This is a genomic window from Bacillus sp. B4EP4a (assembly GCF_006680105.1).
GTDB lineage: Bacteria > Bacillota > Bacilli > Bacillales > DSM-1321 > Peribacillus > Peribacillus simplex_E.
Window position 1 is genome coordinate 33,122 of the sequence record NZ_VHIK01000046.1, and the last position, 14,764, is coordinate 47,885.

General features: G+C 40.8%; 16 protein-coding genes. 8 read left to right on the top strand and 8 right to left on the bottom strand.

Features of this window, described 5'->3' with window-relative positions; all coding sequences use genetic code 11:
* Positions 1-88: 88 nt before the first annotated feature.
* On the top strand, positions 89-238 hold the full coding sequence (locus FNK51_RS26715) for a hypothetical protein (RefSeq protein ID WP_048680414.1): 150 nt from the start codon (positions 89-91) through the stop codon (positions 236-238).
* 33 nt (positions 239-271) lie between these two features.
* Here the strand turns inward: FNK51_RS26715 and FNK51_RS21170 are convergent, their stop codons facing one another.
* Positions 272-538 (bottom strand): hypothetical protein, encoded by a 267-nt coding sequence (locus FNK51_RS21170; protein ID WP_141994581.1) that lies wholly within the window; start codon positions 536-538, stop codon positions 272-274.
* 252 nt (positions 539-790) lie between these two features.
* On the bottom strand, positions 791-1,516 hold the full coding sequence (locus FNK51_RS21175; protein ID WP_098372977.1) for a DUF4261 domain-containing protein: 726 nt from the start codon (positions 1,514-1,516) through the stop codon (positions 791-793).
* Positions 1,517-1,776: 260 nt separating this feature from the next.
* Here FNK51_RS21175 and FNK51_RS21180 point away from each other — a divergent pair, with 260 nt between their 5' ends.
* A complete protein-coding gene (locus FNK51_RS21180) occupies positions 1,777-2,496 on the top strand; it encodes a YebC/PmpR family DNA-binding transcriptional regulator (RefSeq protein ID WP_053536610.1) in 720 nt (239 codons plus the stop codon).
* A 100-nt stretch (positions 2,497-2,596) separates the two neighbouring features.
* Here the strand turns inward: FNK51_RS21180 and FNK51_RS21185 are convergent, their stop codons facing one another.
* Positions 2,597-4,003: a polysaccharide deacetylase family protein gene (locus FNK51_RS21185; RefSeq protein WP_181762311.1), complete on the bottom strand. Its 1,407-nt coding sequence runs from the start codon at positions 4,001-4,003 to the stop codon at positions 2,597-2,599.
* A 185-nt stretch (positions 4,004-4,188) separates the two neighbouring features.
* Here FNK51_RS21185 and FNK51_RS21190 point away from each other — a divergent pair, with 185 nt between their 5' ends.
* Together FNK51_RS21190 and rsiV are read left to right on the top strand one after the other, a co-directional pair.
* Entirely contained in the window at positions 4,189-4,704 is a 516-nt protein-coding gene (locus FNK51_RS21190) for an RNA polymerase sigma factor SigV (protein WP_141994583.1), read from the top strand.
* Positions 4,689-5,558 (top strand): anti-sigma-V factor RsiV, encoded by an 870-nt coding sequence (rsiV, locus tag FNK51_RS21195; RefSeq protein WP_141994584.1) that lies wholly within the window; start codon positions 4,689-4,691, stop codon positions 5,556-5,558. The genes FNK51_RS21190 and rsiV overlap by 16 nt, the downstream gene beginning before the upstream one ends.
* Before the next feature lie 93 nt (positions 5,559-5,651).
* Here rsiV and FNK51_RS21200 read toward each other — a convergent pair whose 3' ends face one another.
* Positions 5,652-5,876, bottom strand: coding sequence for a hypothetical protein (locus FNK51_RS21200; protein WP_063234929.1), 225 nt, complete (start codon positions 5,874-5,876; stop codon positions 5,652-5,654).
* Between the two features lie 336 nt (positions 5,877-6,212).
* Here FNK51_RS21200 and FNK51_RS21205 point away from each other — a divergent pair, with 336 nt between their 5' ends.
* Positions 6,213-7,706, top strand: a complete 1,494-nt coding sequence (locus FNK51_RS21205; RefSeq protein ID WP_141994585.1) for a peptide MFS transporter — start codon at positions 6,213-6,215, stop codon at positions 7,704-7,706.
* Between the two features lie 266 nt (positions 7,707-7,972).
* Here the strand turns inward: FNK51_RS21205 and FNK51_RS21210 are convergent, their stop codons facing one another.
* From FNK51_RS21210 to FNK51_RS21225, 4 genes are all read right to left on the bottom strand, one after another.
* Positions 7,973-8,245 (bottom strand): YesK family protein, encoded by a 273-nt coding sequence (locus FNK51_RS21210; RefSeq protein ID WP_141994586.1) that lies wholly within the window; start codon positions 8,243-8,245, stop codon positions 7,973-7,975.
* Positions 8,246-8,754: 509 nt separating this feature from the next.
* The gene (gene bioA / locus FNK51_RS21215; protein WP_141994587.1) at positions 8,755-10,137 is read right to left on the bottom strand and encodes an adenosylmethionine--8-amino-7-oxononanoate transaminase; all 1,383 of its coding nucleotides are present in this window, start codon (positions 10,135-10,137) and stop codon (positions 8,755-8,757) included.
* Positions 10,134-10,841, bottom strand: coding sequence for a dethiobiotin synthase (gene bioD / locus FNK51_RS21220; RefSeq protein WP_098372984.1), 708 nt, complete (start codon positions 10,839-10,841; stop codon positions 10,134-10,136). The genes bioA and bioD overlap by 4 nt, the downstream gene beginning before the upstream one ends.
* Complete coding sequence (locus tag FNK51_RS21225) at positions 10,820-11,404, bottom strand: biotin transporter BioY (protein ID WP_141994588.1); 585 nt, start codon at positions 11,402-11,404, stop codon at positions 10,820-10,822. The genes bioD and FNK51_RS21225 overlap by 22 nt, the downstream gene beginning before the upstream one ends.
* A 381-nt stretch (positions 11,405-11,785) precedes the next feature.
* Here FNK51_RS21225 and bioB point away from each other — a divergent pair, with 381 nt between their 5' ends.
* The 3 genes from bioB (at position 11,786) to FNK51_RS21240 (ending at position 14,737) form a co-directional block, all read left to right on the top strand.
* Positions 11,786-12,751: a biotin synthase BioB gene (gene bioB, locus FNK51_RS21230; protein WP_220126999.1), complete on the top strand. Its 966-nt coding sequence runs from the start codon at positions 11,786-11,788 to the stop codon at positions 12,749-12,751.
* 670 nt (positions 12,752-13,421) lie between these two features.
* Positions 13,422-14,120 carry a polysaccharide deacetylase family protein gene (locus FNK51_RS21235; protein WP_141994614.1) on the top strand — a complete coding sequence of 233 codons (699 nt, stop codon included), beginning with the start codon at positions 13,422-13,424 and terminating at the stop codon, positions 14,118-14,120.
* A 17-nt stretch (positions 14,121-14,137) separates the two neighbouring features.
* Positions 14,138-14,737, top strand: a complete 600-nt coding sequence (locus tag FNK51_RS21240) for a DedA family protein (protein ID WP_098372989.1) — start codon at positions 14,138-14,140, stop codon at positions 14,735-14,737.
* Positions 14,738-14,764: the final 27 nt, after the last annotated feature.

The window sequence follows — 14,764 nt, forward strand, 5'->3', positions numbered from 1 at the left end:
AAAGTAATAAGGTTTACTTCAGTAAAATAAGGTATATTATATTTGTTGAATAGATTCTCTTTAAAGACAAGAAAAGTAGGTGAAAAAAGTGGGAAAATATCAATTGGATACCAAAGGTAAGGTAGCTGTGACAAAGTTTCATGAAAAACAGAAGCCTGCCAAATTTGATAAAAAGCAGCAACTTGAAAAAATACGTGCGGAGTATTTGAAAAAGAAGCAAAAACAAACAGATAAATAATATGAATGAAAACATAGGAAGACTAAAATCTCCCTATGTTTTTCTTATTCGAAGTTCTTTTTTCAATTGATGATAGAGTTTATTATTCCCATAAATTTCAGATTCGGTGACAAAAAACTCGTCATCAGATATCCATTCCTCACTAAAAATTTCAGTAGCAGAATCAATAGACCAGCCGTTATTTTGGATACACCAGTAATCTGCAGCAGAAATTTTTAAAACATTTGGATACTCACTTGGCTTAGGTAGCTGAATAAAAAGATAAGTCTCGATCTTTTCAGCAAGATACTTTCTTAACACCCCACACTCAAAGAAAGTCAGGGAATACGTGCTTTACATCAATAAGGGAGGTTGTTGAAGCAACCTTTTCTTAATGAACTAACAGGTGCGTTAGTTCCATAGGATGCACTTAAGAAGACCACCAAAAGGTGGTCTCTTTTATTTGTTCAAAAATCAACATTAATCTTTTAACAAAGCCTTTAAATAAAAAAACTGCAGGCAAACTCGCTTTATGCGAATTTATCTACAGTCTGGGGGGAGCGAATCGCTCCTCTATTTACTTGTCCCTAAATTCCATAATCCTAACGGGTTGTAGAAGGGATGGTCTTCTTCATATCTAAAGTCCTGAAGGCCCGTCAATATAAAGTCGGGTGCATCTTGTTGAATGCTAAAGGTTTCGCCATTCTTAAAGAGAGGACGTTCACCTAAATGGTAATAATTAAATGTGTTAAGCAGGGCAGCCGCCTCTTTCGGACTCATCGTGTTAAGTGTCACGGCATCCGGAAGACCAAAAGCTTTCATTCCGAATGAACAATAATAATCTTCCTCTCCGATGATCGTGACAAAATGGGCATATACCGAGAGAATATCGGGGCTATGATGAAGATGCTGCCAATCTTCCTTTGAATGGGCAATTCCAGCCGTTTCTATTTTCACTGCCATTCCGCCTGCCCTTAGGATCGCTGCCCCGGCATCGATCAAATCGATAACAGTTCCGGTATCGGATACATCGGCTATTATATAAACGGTAAAGGTATGGTCATTGATCTCCTCTAATGCATTTTCCGAAAAGGCGTCTTTACTGGCGTAGGAAAAGCTTTCTTTCAAAGTGGGTTCATAATCATGGATCTCAGCCTGAAAAGTAATGTTCTTATCGCTGTTATGAAAAACATTCCCGGTTAACAGATACCCTTCGCTTTGGGAAGCGACCGTTTGAATCAATTCTGTCCGGTCCTTCCATTTACCGGGTATCCCGATGATGATTTGGTTGTCCTTCATGGATCATCTCTCCTTTCCGTTCACTTCATACTATACCAATGCTGATGTTTTCCAAAGTAATTCATATAAAATAGCGCAAGGCTCCGATAAATGCCAGTGATGGATGTGCAGGACTTTTTCAAAATTATACAATTGATGTATAATATAATCTAGTAAACGTATAGCCTATCTTCAAAGGAATTCCCCTGTTGGGTTTTCTCATAGGGCCGTATCTTAATAATCTATTCGTATATATCAATGATGAAAGAGAGTGGAATATAATGGGTCGTAAGTGGAATAACATTAAAGAAAAAAAAGCGTCAAAAGATGCTAATACTAGTCGGATTTATGCTAAGTTCGGACGGGAAATATATGTAGTGGCAAAACAAGGTGAACCAGATCCAGAGTCCAATCAGGCATTAAGGGTCGTACTTGAGCGTGCGAAAACGTACAATGTTCCAAGAGCGATCATTGACCGTGCTATTGAAAAAGCCAAAGGCGGTTCGGAAGAAAACTATGACGAACTTCGTTATGAAGGATTCGGTCCGAATGGTTCAATGGTCATCGTGGATGCATTGACAAACAACGTGAACCGGACGGCATCTGATGTGCGTGCCGCATTTGGGAAAAATGGCGGGAATATGGGAGTCAGCGGATCTGTTGCTTATATGTTCGATGCAACGGCTGTCATCGGGATTGAAGGTAAGACGGCTGATGATGTTCTTGAACTGTTAATGGAAGCGGATGTTGATGTACGAGACATCATTGAAGAAGAAGAAAGTGTCATCGTTTATGCCGAACCTGAACAATTCCATGCTGTACAACAAGCATTCAAGGATGCAGGAATCAGCGATTTTACAGTGGCCGAGCTGACGATGCTTGCCCAAAATGACCTAACCCTTCCAGAAGATGCTCAAGCACAATTCGAAAAAATGATTGATGCATTGGAAGATTTGGAAGATGTTCAACAAGTTTATCATAATGTAGATCTTGGTGAATGATAAAATGAGCAGACCTTTGCTATATGATCAAAGGTCTGCTTATTTTATTTGAAAGGAAAGAGCCTGTTTACGAATCACGAAACAGGCTCTTTCCTTTTGATTATTCTTTTATGGTGATTCCGGAAAGTTCACGGTCTTTCTGTACCTTTTCCAATTCTGAAATTGTGACCAGTTGATATCCTTGGTCATGCAGTTGCTTGATGATTTTTCCTGCAGCCTGGGCGCTAGTTTGATAGATATCATGCATTAATATGATACTGCCATCTTTGGCTTTGCTCATCACTTTGTTTACGATTTTCTTTTCATTCCGCTCTTTCCAATCTTCGGGATCTACATCCCAAAGTGTGACTTTCATATCCTCCATGAATTCACGCACATTATTGTTAATCGCTCCATATGGGGGACGGACGAGATTTGGCTCAGCACCTGTAGCTTTTTCTACAGCGTCTTGGGTCTTTTCGATTTGACTTTTGATTTTGTTCTTGCTTAAGCGCGTCAGCTGCGGATGATCCCATGAATGGTTGCCGATCTCATTTCCTTGCTGCAGCATTTTTTGCAGAACTTCCGGATAGTGCTGTACGCGGCTTCCAAGCACGAAAAACGTCGCGTGTCCATCATACTTGTTCAGGTCTTTAAGAATGGACGTGGTATAACTTGGATGCGGCCCGTCATCGAACGTCAAGGCAATGACCTTTTTTGAAGGGTCGATCCATTCATTTTGCACGGGCAGTTTGGCGACGATATGTTTCGGCTGCCATTCCTTTACACGATCCGCATTCAAATCTTGACTTTGATATGAATCTAGCAAACTATCTTTAAAAAGTTCCTTCTTGATGGCTATTGTATGGGTCTTAGTTGAATCATCAGTCTTAACGTAGAATACAAGCGTATTTTTCAAGACTGAAAAAGAATTGAAGTTGGCTGCCTTCAGTTTGTTTTCCTTTTTAATGAGACTGTTTGAAATGCCTTCTTCTTCCTTCTCCGTTAACTCTTCAAAAACAATATCGGATAAAACGGATAAATAATCAGTATCCGTGGCAAAGATGTCTTCTATGGAGAGCTTTTGCTGAGATGGAATATCATAAGTGAAGATCTGGGATCCAGACTGCTTTTTTCCTTCCACTTGCTCATATTTATCGAAGGAAATCGTAATGGTCTGTTTGCTGAAATGGAGGATCGTATAAGTGAGGTTAAGCTCGGAAGCTTTTCCATCGGATGCTTTCCATTTCTTTTCATAATCCTTAATTTCTTTCTTTATGTAGGCTTCTAGCTGCTTGTCGATATTTTCTAAATGCAGAACGGGCCTGCTGGCTGAATACCCGCCTTTCGTATTATCTTTCACATACGTTTGAATATCGGCTTCTGGGTAATTTTTATCAGTTGTATAGGCCGAAACGGTTCTTTTCTTATCAAAAGCAAGGCTTTTGATGGCTAACCCCAACGTTCCCACAGTAGCTGTTAGACAAAATAGAAAAATAAAGACTTTTTTATAATTTAATTTACTCATGATGCACTCCACCTCGATAATCATTCTACTATATAGACGCGCCAAAAGCCTTAAAAGTTTGTAAAAAATTTCATTTTTTTATATTTATATATTTCCTTGTTCATTTTCAAACTTTTATGGCTGCATAAACGTCTATCCTTAGTACCCAGGATACGTAATTTAAATGTAAGGAGCTCTTTCATGCAATGAAAAATCTAGATATGAATCAATTAATCGCGGCCCGGATAACCGAACGGCAAGAAAATTTGTACAGACTTGCTTTTTACTATGTTAAAAACCAAGAGGATGCGCTTGATATTGTACAGGAATCAATCAGGAAAGCGCTGGCCTCCAGCAGCAAAATCAAAGACGCTGCTTCTATAGATAGCTGGTTATATAAGATCATCGTCCGAACGGCACTGGATGTTTTGCGGAAGAAAAAGAAACTGACTGTCGCCGATGACGAAACAATAGAATACTTACGCAGCGGTGAGGAAGATCACTATCCTGACCTGGATTTGCAAAAAGCCCTTGAAGGACTTTCGGTCAAGTACAAAACGGTAGTCGTTCTCCGTTTCTTCGAGGACCTGAAGCTGGAAGAGATAGCGGAAGTGATGGAAGAGAACGTAAGCACGATTAAAACGAGATTATATAAGGCATTGCAACTATTGCGGATCAACATGACTGAACGGGAGGAAACGAAAAGATGGAAAAAAAACTAAAAGATCTGCGGGAAGAATATCTTAAAACACCGATACCAAAGGAATTGAATGATGTCGTTCAAGCGGCCTTGAATGAGAAGCCCAGGAAGAAGCCAAGAGTTGGCAGGAATATCCTCATGTCAGCGGCTGCAGCGCTTCTGATCGTGACAGCTTCCGTAAACATCAGTCCGGCAGCGGCGAAAGCCATGAGTGAAATTCCGATAGTCGATAAGGTCATCAAAGTGATTACCTTCGTCGAATGGAAAGAAGAAGCGAATAATTCCTCGGCAGTAATCAAAACACCTGCCATATCCGGTCTGGAGAATAAACAGCTCGAAGATAGCTTGAATGAGAAATACTTATCGGAAAGCAAGCAGCTTTATAAGGAATTCACGGACTCCATGTCAAAACTGAAGGAAGGGGAAAAGGGCAATATGTCCGTGGAAAGCGGATATGTGATATTGACGGATAATGAAACGATCTTATCCGTACAGCGTTATACGGATAAGATTTCTGCTTCCAGTTCTACAGAAAGTCAATTCGATACAGTCGACAAGAAAAACGAAGTGCTATTAACATTAAATAGCTTATTTAAAGATGATCGTTATCTTCAGGTGATCAGTGAGAACATCAAGGAACAGATGAAGAGGCAGATGGCAGAAGATCCGGAAAAGGTATATTGGGTCGAAGATGATGACCTTACTGCATTTAAAGGCATCGATGAAAACCAAAACTTTTATATAAACGAAGATGGCAAGCTAGTCATCGCCTTTAACAGCTATGAAGCTGCGCCGGGATATATGGGGGCCGTCGAGTTCATCATCCCGACAAAGGTGCTGTCAGACCTTCTTGTGGGCGATCAATATATCCATTAAAACGTCCTTATTTGTAATTCTTATGACGGACGGGAGTTTTTTAAAACGAGGTCCTCACAATACCCATTAAAAAGACGAACCAACGTTACTTGATCACAGTAACCTTGGCTCGTCTCTTTTTTGATCGAATTTCATCTGATCCAGCTCCAGCCTCATTTTTTCCGTCTCCATAAGAAAGTTTTCATGTTTAAGTTTTTCAAGTTCCAATTCAACTTTGAGCATATTGTGTTTGATTTTTGACTGTTTTTCGAAATGGCTTGTCAGTATGCCGATTATAGGAATGGAAAAAATCAGCACAACAGTTATGATCCCGAACATTATGGTGCCTCCTCATTTTTTGTTATATCTATTATACGGTGTATATAACGGTTTTGGTTGGGTTTTTTTTCAAAATGATTCTCTCTATTTTTCCAATCTCATTATATGTGCATGATATGAAACGTAATACCATTGTTGAAGTTAGGGCAATATATCTTTGATGGCAGCTCCCTATTAGACTATATGGGGTGTTTTTAACTGCGAAATCCGGACTTTGGCTTGCATGGTGGCAACCCTCTTCTATTTATTTTGAAATTAATTATTTAAATATACTAAATATTTATTTACAACAGAGAAAATAAAAGTTATTATACAATAATAAAAGGAGGGCTAGGTATGGCAACGATAAATAAACAGAAAATTGTGGATAGTGTACCTCAAAAAGGTTTTTTTGGAAACCCTAAAGGATTATTCACCCTTTTCTTTACTGAGTTCTGGGAGCGTTTCTCCTATTATGGCATGAAGGCAATTCTTGTTTACTATATGTATTACGAAGTTTCTAAAGGGGGACTAGGTCTTGATGAACCCACAGCCCTTGCCCTTGTATCAATTTACGGATCTTTAGTATATATGTCAGGTATAATTGGCGGATGGCTTGCCGATAGGATCTTCGGGACTTCCAAAGCCGTATTTTACGGTGGTATCTTGATCATGCTCGGGCATATTGTCCTTGCTGTACCAGGCAGTCTCTCCATGTTCTTTGTTTCCATGGTACTCATTGTTCTTGGTACTGGTTTATTAAAACCGAATGTTTCAAGCATTGTCGGTGAAATTTACGCGGAAAATGACGGACGCCGGGATTCCGGTTTCAGTATATTCTATATGGGTATCAACATGGGTGCATTCCTTTCACCTTTTGTTGTCGGTACAGTCGGAATGGACTACAGCTTCCATCTTGGTTTTGGACTTGCGGCAATTGGTATGTTAATTGGACTCATCGTCTTTGTTGCAACAAAGAAAAAGAACCTGGGCCTTGCTGGAACTCTTCCTGCGAACCCATTATCACAGAATGAAAAGAAAAGCGTATTCACTAAATTGGGGATAGCTGCACTTATCATAGCTGCCATCATCGGCATCACTGCCGCTAAAGGCATCTTAACGATTCAAACCTTTATTAATCTTGTAGGTATCCTAGGGATCGTTATTCCGACCCTTTATTTCATTTTCATGTATCGCAGCCCTAAAACAACTTCTGTTGAACGTTCACGCTTGATTGCCTATATTCCTTTGTTTATAGCAGCTGTCATGTTCTGGGCGATTCAAGAGCAAGGTGCAACAATATTGGCAAGCTATGCAGACAAACGGACACAGTTGAATTTTGCTGGAATAGAAATAAACCCGGCATGGTTCCAATCTTTGAACCCTTTGTTCATCATTACCCTTGCACCAGTATTCGCATGGTTATGGATTAAACTAGGAAAGCGTCAGCCGACCATTCCTCAAAAATTCTCAATAGGCTTATTGTTCGCCGGTTTATCATTCCTGGTGATCCTGCTTCCTGTTTATTTCGGTGGATCGGACGCGTTAGTCAATCCGCTATGGCTTGTACTTAGCTATTTCCTTGTAGTACTTGGAGAACTTTGTTTATCTCCTGTTGGACTTTCAGCAACTACAAAATTGGCTCCTGCCGCATTCTCGGCACAAACGATGAGCCTTTGGTTCCTGGCAAGTGCAGCAGCACAAGCACTGAACGCACAAATCGTCAGATTCTACACTCCTCAAACCGAAATGGCTTATTTTGGAGTGATCGGTATTGCTTCAATAGTCCTTGGACTGGCCCTGATGGCCTTATCACCAAAGATTCAAGGTTACATGAAAGGCATTCGCTAACACTTAGCAAGCAGTAAAAGAAAGATGACCTCCGAATTAAACGGGGTCATCTTTTTTATTATTTCATTCCTTCTAGCTATAGAACGAGCTGGTCCTGCTTAGCCTTTTTTTCAATTGCATTATTGCATGTAATGTATCTATTTAATATCACGGGTGGAGGGGGCAAACGCCCAACATATCCGGCTATTTTTCATTTCGGCAATTGGTCTTTTATTCGTTTTAGTCTTTGTATATATTCCTATTTTCATAGTCATTTGAATTTAACTCTATCTTTGCACACCTCTGTTTTTAATCGCAATAATTGAAGCCGCAATAGCAAAGGGAAGTAAAAAGAAAGCCAGTATTCCATATCCAGCTCCTTCAAACCCTCTAATGTTCACAAAACCAATGTAAAACAAAATAATTGAAGTTATTACGGTTAATATGCCTGGTAAAAGCCTTATAAATAAAGATAAATGTAATTTCCTAAACCACCACGCCAAAAATACTACTAACATTCCAGGGACACAAGCAACCAGGAGTGGAACTCCCAACATCATTTTGTAACCTCCTCAAATATCTTATGTAAATAATACCATAATAAGGAAGTCTTTTCTTTTTTATTTAAATAATGAAAGAGACAGCAGGGGGTAGCTGCCTTCTTCAATTTAATGTGGCTTTATAAAATAGGAAAAAACCATGAAGTATAACCTAGTCCTGTTTTAAAAACACGGTTCGGGATTAAACCATTCCGAAGTTCGCTTTGTCAACAAAAGGGTTTCTATCAAAATTTTAAAACAAAGTTGATTGGAGCGGGTGTTCGAGACTCCTGCGGGAAAAGCGCGTCCAAGGGAGACCCCACAGGCGCGTAGAGCGCCGAGGAGGCTCCCGGACCGCCCGCGGAAAGCGAGTGCCTGGAGTGGAAATCAACGTTGCGATACTCATGCCGAATAACTGGCTAGACGAGACGAGACGAGACCCCGCAGGCAATTTGCTTTGATGAGGCTTGGCCTACAGAAAGGGAAAAGAAGAAACCGGATGAGCCCTGCTCTTCCGGTTTCTTTTTGAATCAGTTTGCTGCTGGAATCAATCCTTTATGAATGGAGACTTCCTGGATGGCACGGTAGACGGTTTCGACCATGAAATCGAGTTCTTTTTCTGACATGGAAAGGATTGGCATCATCGTGATGACTGGACCAAGTTCCCGGATGATCAGGCCATTTTCCCGTGCTGTATGGATGATCCCGGAAACGACGTTCTCTTGGAGGGTGAACGTTTCTTTTGTTTCACGGTCTTTAACGATTTCCAATCCAATCATGAAGCCGCGCTGGCGGATATCGCCGACGATCGGAAGTTCGTATAGCGCTTGCAGTCTTTGTGATAGATATTTAGATTTTTTCTGGATGTCTTTAATGAGATTGCGGCTTTCCATCAGCTCGATATTCTTCAGGGCCAGTGCACAGGCTAGCTGGTTTCCTGTATAGGTGTGGCCGTGATAGAAGGTTTTATGCTCTTCCCGTTCTCCCAAGAAGGATTGAAAGATCTGCTCGTTCATGATGGTGGCTGCGAGTGGCATATATCCCCCAGTGATCCCTTTGCCCATACACATGATATCGGGGATGACATCTTCCTGTTCGCAGGCAAACATTGTACCGGTGCGACCGAATCCTACGGCAACCTCGTCACAAATTAAGAGGATATTGTACTTTTTGCATAATTGTTCGACCTCTTTCAAAAAGCCCTGGGGATGGGTTATGATGCCTGCTGCTCCCTGTACCAGCGGTTCAATGATCAATCCTGCAATTTCCTCTGATTGTTCTTGCAGTAACTTCTCCAGTTCCTTCAAGCAATGGTTTTTCACGGCTTCTTGATCCCCGTACTCAGTCATGTGATAGGCATATGGTGAAGGGGCGGAGATCCGTTGAAATAAGAGGGGCTTAAAGATTCTATGGTATAGATCCATGCCGCCCACACTCACAGCTCCGACAGTATCGCCGTGGTATGCTTCGTCAAGTGAGACGAATTTGTTTTTATTCTGATGTTTGACGGGATCGATATTCTGCCAATATTGATAAGCGACTTTAAGAGCGATTTCCACAGCGGCAGATCCCGTGTCGGAGTAGAATACTTTCGATAAAGAACCAGGAGTGATCTCTGCCAGTTTTTTTGCCAGTAAGATCGATGGTACATTCGCAGATCCAAGCAGCGTGGAGTGCGCGACTTTATTCACTTGTTCAATAAGGGCGCCGTTTAATTCCGGCTCGTTATGCCCGTGCACATTCACCCATAATGAAGCATAGCCGTCGAGGTAGCGTTTGCCATCCACATCAATCAGGTAGCTGCCTTCGCCGCGCTCGATGATCAGCGGTTTACTTTCCCGATACGTTTTCATTTGCGTGAACGGATGCCATACATATTCCTTATCCCATTGTTCTAAATCCTGACTGTTCATGCTTTGAACACCTCTTTCAGTTGTTGGGTATAATTTTGATCACCAAGCAAATTAAGGATGCATTTCCTCAAGTCTTTTCTGACATCGGCCATTGTTGGGATGCAGGCGAGACCATTCAGCCCAGTCAGCTTTTCAATGGTTTCGATATTGTCTTGATGAATCCGATCTTCTGGCCGGTAATGATTATACAAAATGGTTTTCACGTTTATATCATGGACTTGGGCATAAGAATGGGTTGTCACGACATCATGAATCGCCCCTAAACCGCTTGTGGATACGAAGAGGACAGGCATGCCGCAATCCCTTATGAAATCCGCCGTCATATAGAAACCTTCCGTCCGTTCAATGAGCGGCACAGCCAATCCGCCAGCGCCCTCGACTAATACGATGTCATACATTTCCTCAAGTTCATGAACCCTTTCCACGACTTTCTTCTCATCGATTTGACTACCAGTTAATTTAATCGCCAAATGTGGGGAGGTTTCGGGCTCCAGTGTGTAGAACCCTGATTCCTTTACACCGAGCTCCTGCTCAAACCAAGATATATCCGGGTATGTATTATTTTCCTCATTGATTCCAGTTTGAAATGGCTTGAAGATCGTGACGCTTTTTCCCAATGTTTGAAGCGACAGATAGAGCGCACTCGTGACGATGGTCTTTCCAATATCCGTGCCAGTTCCGGTTATAAAGTAGGCTTGGCCCATGGATGATTCAGCTCCTTTACGTTTATATATTTTTCAATGCGCGGACGTACTTGTTGAATGATGGCAGCACATAGAATGCATAGCATTAAATCACCGGGTACAGGTAATAAGAAGCCGTAAAGAATCGTTTGGTTGATTGAAAGCGGCGTTTCCACAATCCACTTCATCGCACCATACAGCCAGATGCAGCCGAAAAAGTAAACTGTCAGCAAAGAGGCGGCATTAGCAAAGAATATGGAACGAATCGTGGAGAGGGAAAACCGGTTGATCAGCCATCCATTTACATAGGCTCCCAGTATATATCCGAGCAAATAGCCGAAAGTGGGTTTGAATATGTAGCCGAATCCCCCGCCTTCAGCAAACACGGGCACCCCGATAAGTCCGATCAAGAGGTAGCATAACTGACTGAGCATCCCAAGCCGGGGCCCCAATAATGCGCCTGCCAAATAGACTGCCAGAATTTGCAGTGTGAATGGTATGTAAGGGATAGGTATCTTAATAAAGGCGCCAATGGCAGTTAACGCGGTAAAAAGGGCTACATAAGAAATCGTCCTTGCTTTCAAGTTTTCAACCTCCTTTTTAGAAATGGCTGGCAGAATGCCCACTATTAGTTTGCCTGATTCTCATTTTATATGTCAACTAATTTATATATTTAGTTAACATATAAAATGCCAGCTTTCCTAGGATTTAAAGGACAGACTAGGAAAATATTGAAAAAAGACCATTGAATAATATTTTGTATGTATGTTATTATTCAATCGATATGTTAACTTAAAATATTTAAGGTTAACATATTAAAAGTTTTATTTTGTATTGAGTGTGCAAAATGATCCAATCCGTTCCAAGGATTCAGGTAATTAATTGCGGAAGATTCATGGGAAGGAATATAGAACATTAAAAGAAAAGAGGGATTAGGTTTGGAAACATTGGTTAGGGATTGGAAGATGTTGGCGGAGAACGTTATCAAAGGATATAAAGTGACGAAGGAAGAGGCATTATCCATCGTACAAGCCCCAGACGAAGAGGTTTTGGAAATTCTGAATGCAGCCTATCTCATACGTAAGCACCATTATGGGAAAAAGGTTAAATTGAATATGATCATCAATACAAAGTCAGGATTATGTCCGGAAGATTGCGGCTACTGCTCGCAGTCGATCGTTTCGGAAGCCCCAATCGATAAATATGCTTGGCTGACTAAAGAAAAGATTGTCGAGGGAGCGCAAGAATCAATTCGTCGCAAAGCGGGTACTTATTGCATCGTTGCGTCCGGCAGACGTCCTACCAACAGGGAAATCGATCATGTCATTGAAGCGGTAAAAGAAATACGCGAAACGACGGATCTTAAAATCTGCTGCTGTTTAGGTTTCCTGAATGAGGAACATGCCGGCAAACTGGCGGAAGCAGGCGTTCATCGCTACAACCACAACTTGAATACATCACAGGAGAACTACAGCAAAATTACATCGACACATACATATGAAGACCGGGTAGATACAGTTGAAGCTGTGAAGGATGCCGGAATGTCCCCATGTTCTGGTGCCATTTTCGGTATGGGGGAATCTGTGGCGGAAGCGGTGGAAATCGCCCTATCCTTACGAAGCCTTGATGCAGATTCCATTCCTTGTAATTTTCTCAATGCAATTGACGGAACGCCGCTTGAGGGAACTTCCGAGTTGACCCCCACTAAATGCCTGAAATTGATTTCGATGATGAGATTCGTTAATCCGAGTAAAGAAATTCGTCTGGCCGGCGGTCGTGAGGTCAATCTCCGTTCCATGCAGCCTATGGCACTTTATGCAGCCAATTCCATATTCGTCGGCGATTATTTAACGACAGCCGGTCAAGAACCCACAGCCGATTGGGGAATCATCGAAGACCTGGGATTTGAAATTGAAGAATGTGCTCTTTAATTGGATTTTTTTAAAAAAACACCCTTAGGGTGTTTTTTTCAGTTTGTCGATAAAATACTGTCTTATGAGACCCTTACTCGATTTCTGAAATGAACTGAATGTTTTTTGGAGGGTTTGTTAAAATAGAACGTTGATTTCCACTCCAGGCACTCGCTTTCCGCGGGCGGTCCGGGAGCCTCCTCGGCGCTCTTTGCGCCTGTGGGGTCTCCCTTGGACACGCTTTTCCCGCAGGAGTCTCGTACCCTTCGTTCCAATCAACTTTGTTTAAAAAATTCAGATAGAAACCCATTTTTCGACAAAAGAAGGTTCGGATTGATCTCACCCCGAACCATGATAATAAAACAAGACCAGATTATACTTAATGTTTTTTTTCTGTAACCCTTATTGGATTTCTGAAATCAACTGAACACTTTTCGTTTTCTTCGAAGTTGTCTATAGTCTGGGTGTTTTATGATTTTACTGTAAGCGGGCTATTGGTCTGTCAATCTTTACAAAAATAAAAAAATAATTGATAAGTGAAAGTAATGAAAAAAAAATGCTAAATTGTAAGGGGAGGTTTTTTAATGAATTACCTGAATACAATAACATTTGCTGCATTGTGGTAAATGATTATGATAAAGGGAAAGGATCAGTATTGGTAATATCAATAATGAGAGGATAGTTTTGTGTGATGCATATATGGCTGATTAGTTTTATTATTTTATTATTGCTATTAATCTTTTATACGATTATCCCAACGGTGGTTATTCGTGTAAGCAGTCTGGGAATAACAAAAAAAATCAATTCGAATAATGGGATTGCGCTAACTTTCGATGATGGCCCAAACCCTGAATATACAATAAAATTACTTGATCTTTTAAAAGAGTTTGAGATAAAGGCCACATTTTTTGTTGTTGGCAATAAAGTGAAAAGTAATCCTGAGATTATTAAAAGAATGAATGAAGAGGGACATACTATCGGTATCCATCATTTTCATCATGTTTCAAGTTGGGTGCTATCACCAATCCATCTACGGAAACAGTTGGAAATGACTGAAAAGGCGATAAATGAAGTTACGAATGAAAAGGTTGTTTTTTATAGACCGCCATGGGGCCATTTTAATCTATTCACCCCAATTTTCAGTAAGAAATATAGAGTGATAATGTGGTCCGGCATCTTTGGGGATTGGAAGGCCGAAAATTGCAAAAATACTCTGCTTGATCAACTGCGAAGCACTTCGACGGAAGGTTCCATCCTGTTGCTTCATGACTGTGGTGAAACCTTGGGGGCGGATAAAGAGGCACCAGGCTATATGATCGAAATGTTAAAAATTTACCTGCAGGAGAGTAAGGAAAAGGGAACACGCTTCATTACTTTAAAAGACTTATAACTAATTCTGGGGGTATTATGAATATAGATACGCTTTTACATTTTATTGATTCATATGGATACCTGATCATTTTTCTTTTTTTATTCTTCGGCATTGTGGGAGTGCCTGCTCCAGAAGAATCACTTCTATTCCTAATTGGGGTGTTGGCTGTCCAAGGTAAGCTCTCACTAGGTTTGGCAATGCTGTGTGCAATTCTCGGCGCCTTTATCGGAATGCTTGCAGCTTATGCATGCGGAAAATATGTGGGGTATCCATTTATAAATAAATATGGAAGATTCATTGGGATTACGAGTGAACGCTGGGAGAAAGCAAAGAAAAACTATACGGATAATGCACAAAAAACCTTAGTATTGGGATTTTATATTCCGGGTATAAGACAAATTAGTCCATATTTTGCAGGGATCTCATCTATACCCTTTCGGAAATACTTCCTATTTTCCCTATTAGGCACTTTACTCTGGACCGTTCCTTTTATAGTGGCCGGTTATTTTGTGGGTGATGCTTTTGATGTTAATCCTAAATATGTTCCATATTTAGGTGTTGTATTTTTAATTATTTTCGTACTATATGTTACTATCAAATACATGAAAAAGAGAAAACAAATGTCCAAAAGTTGAGTCGGCTCCTTATTATAAACCGTTGGA

What these genes read in the sequence shown, in the direction of transcription:
- FNK51_RS21175 (WP_098372977.1), bottom strand. Translation starts at nt 1,516, where the DNA reads ATGAAGGACAACCAAATCATCATCGGGATACCCGGTAAATGGAAGGAC.
- FNK51_RS21180 (WP_053536610.1), top strand. Translation starts at nt 1,777, where the DNA reads ATGGGTCGTAAGTGGAATAACATTAAAGAAAAAAAAGCGTCAAAAGAT.
- FNK51_RS21185 (WP_181762311.1), bottom strand. Translation starts at nt 4,003, where the DNA reads ATGAGTAAATTAAATTATAAAAAAGTCTTTATTTTTCTATTTTGTCTA.
- FNK51_RS21190 (WP_141994583.1), top strand. Translation starts at nt 4,189, where the DNA reads ATGAAAAATCTAGATATGAATCAATTAATCGCGGCCCGGATAACCGAA.
- rsiV (WP_141994584.1), top strand. Translation starts at nt 4,689, where the DNA reads ATGGAAAAAAAACTAAAAGATCTGCGGGAAGAATATCTTAAAACACCG.
- FNK51_RS21200 (WP_063234929.1), bottom strand. Translation starts at nt 5,876, where the DNA reads ATGTTCGGGATCATAACTGTTGTGCTGATTTTTTCCATTCCTATAATC.
- FNK51_RS21205 (WP_141994585.1), top strand. Translation starts at nt 6,213, where the DNA reads ATGGCAACGATAAATAAACAGAAAATTGTGGATAGTGTACCTCAAAAA.
- FNK51_RS21210 (WP_141994586.1), bottom strand. Translation starts at nt 8,245, where the DNA reads ATGATGTTGGGAGTTCCACTCCTGGTTGCTTGTGTCCCTGGAATGTTA.
- bioA (WP_141994587.1), bottom strand. Translation starts at nt 10,137, where the DNA reads ATGAACAGTCAGGATTTAGAACAATGGGATAAGGAATATGTATGGCAT.
- bioD (WP_098372984.1), bottom strand. Translation starts at nt 10,841, where the DNA reads ATGGGCCAAGCCTACTTTATAACCGGAACTGGCACGGATATTGGAAAG.
- bioB (WP_220126999.1), top strand. Translation starts at nt 11,786, where the DNA reads ATGTTGGCGGAGAACGTTATCAAAGGATATAAAGTGACGAAGGAAGAG.
- FNK51_RS21235 (WP_141994614.1), top strand. Translation starts at nt 13,422, where the DNA reads ATGCATATATGGCTGATTAGTTTTATTATTTTATTATTGCTATTAATC.
- FNK51_RS21240 (WP_098372989.1), top strand. Translation starts at nt 14,138, where the DNA reads ATGAATATAGATACGCTTTTACATTTTATTGATTCATATGGATACCTG.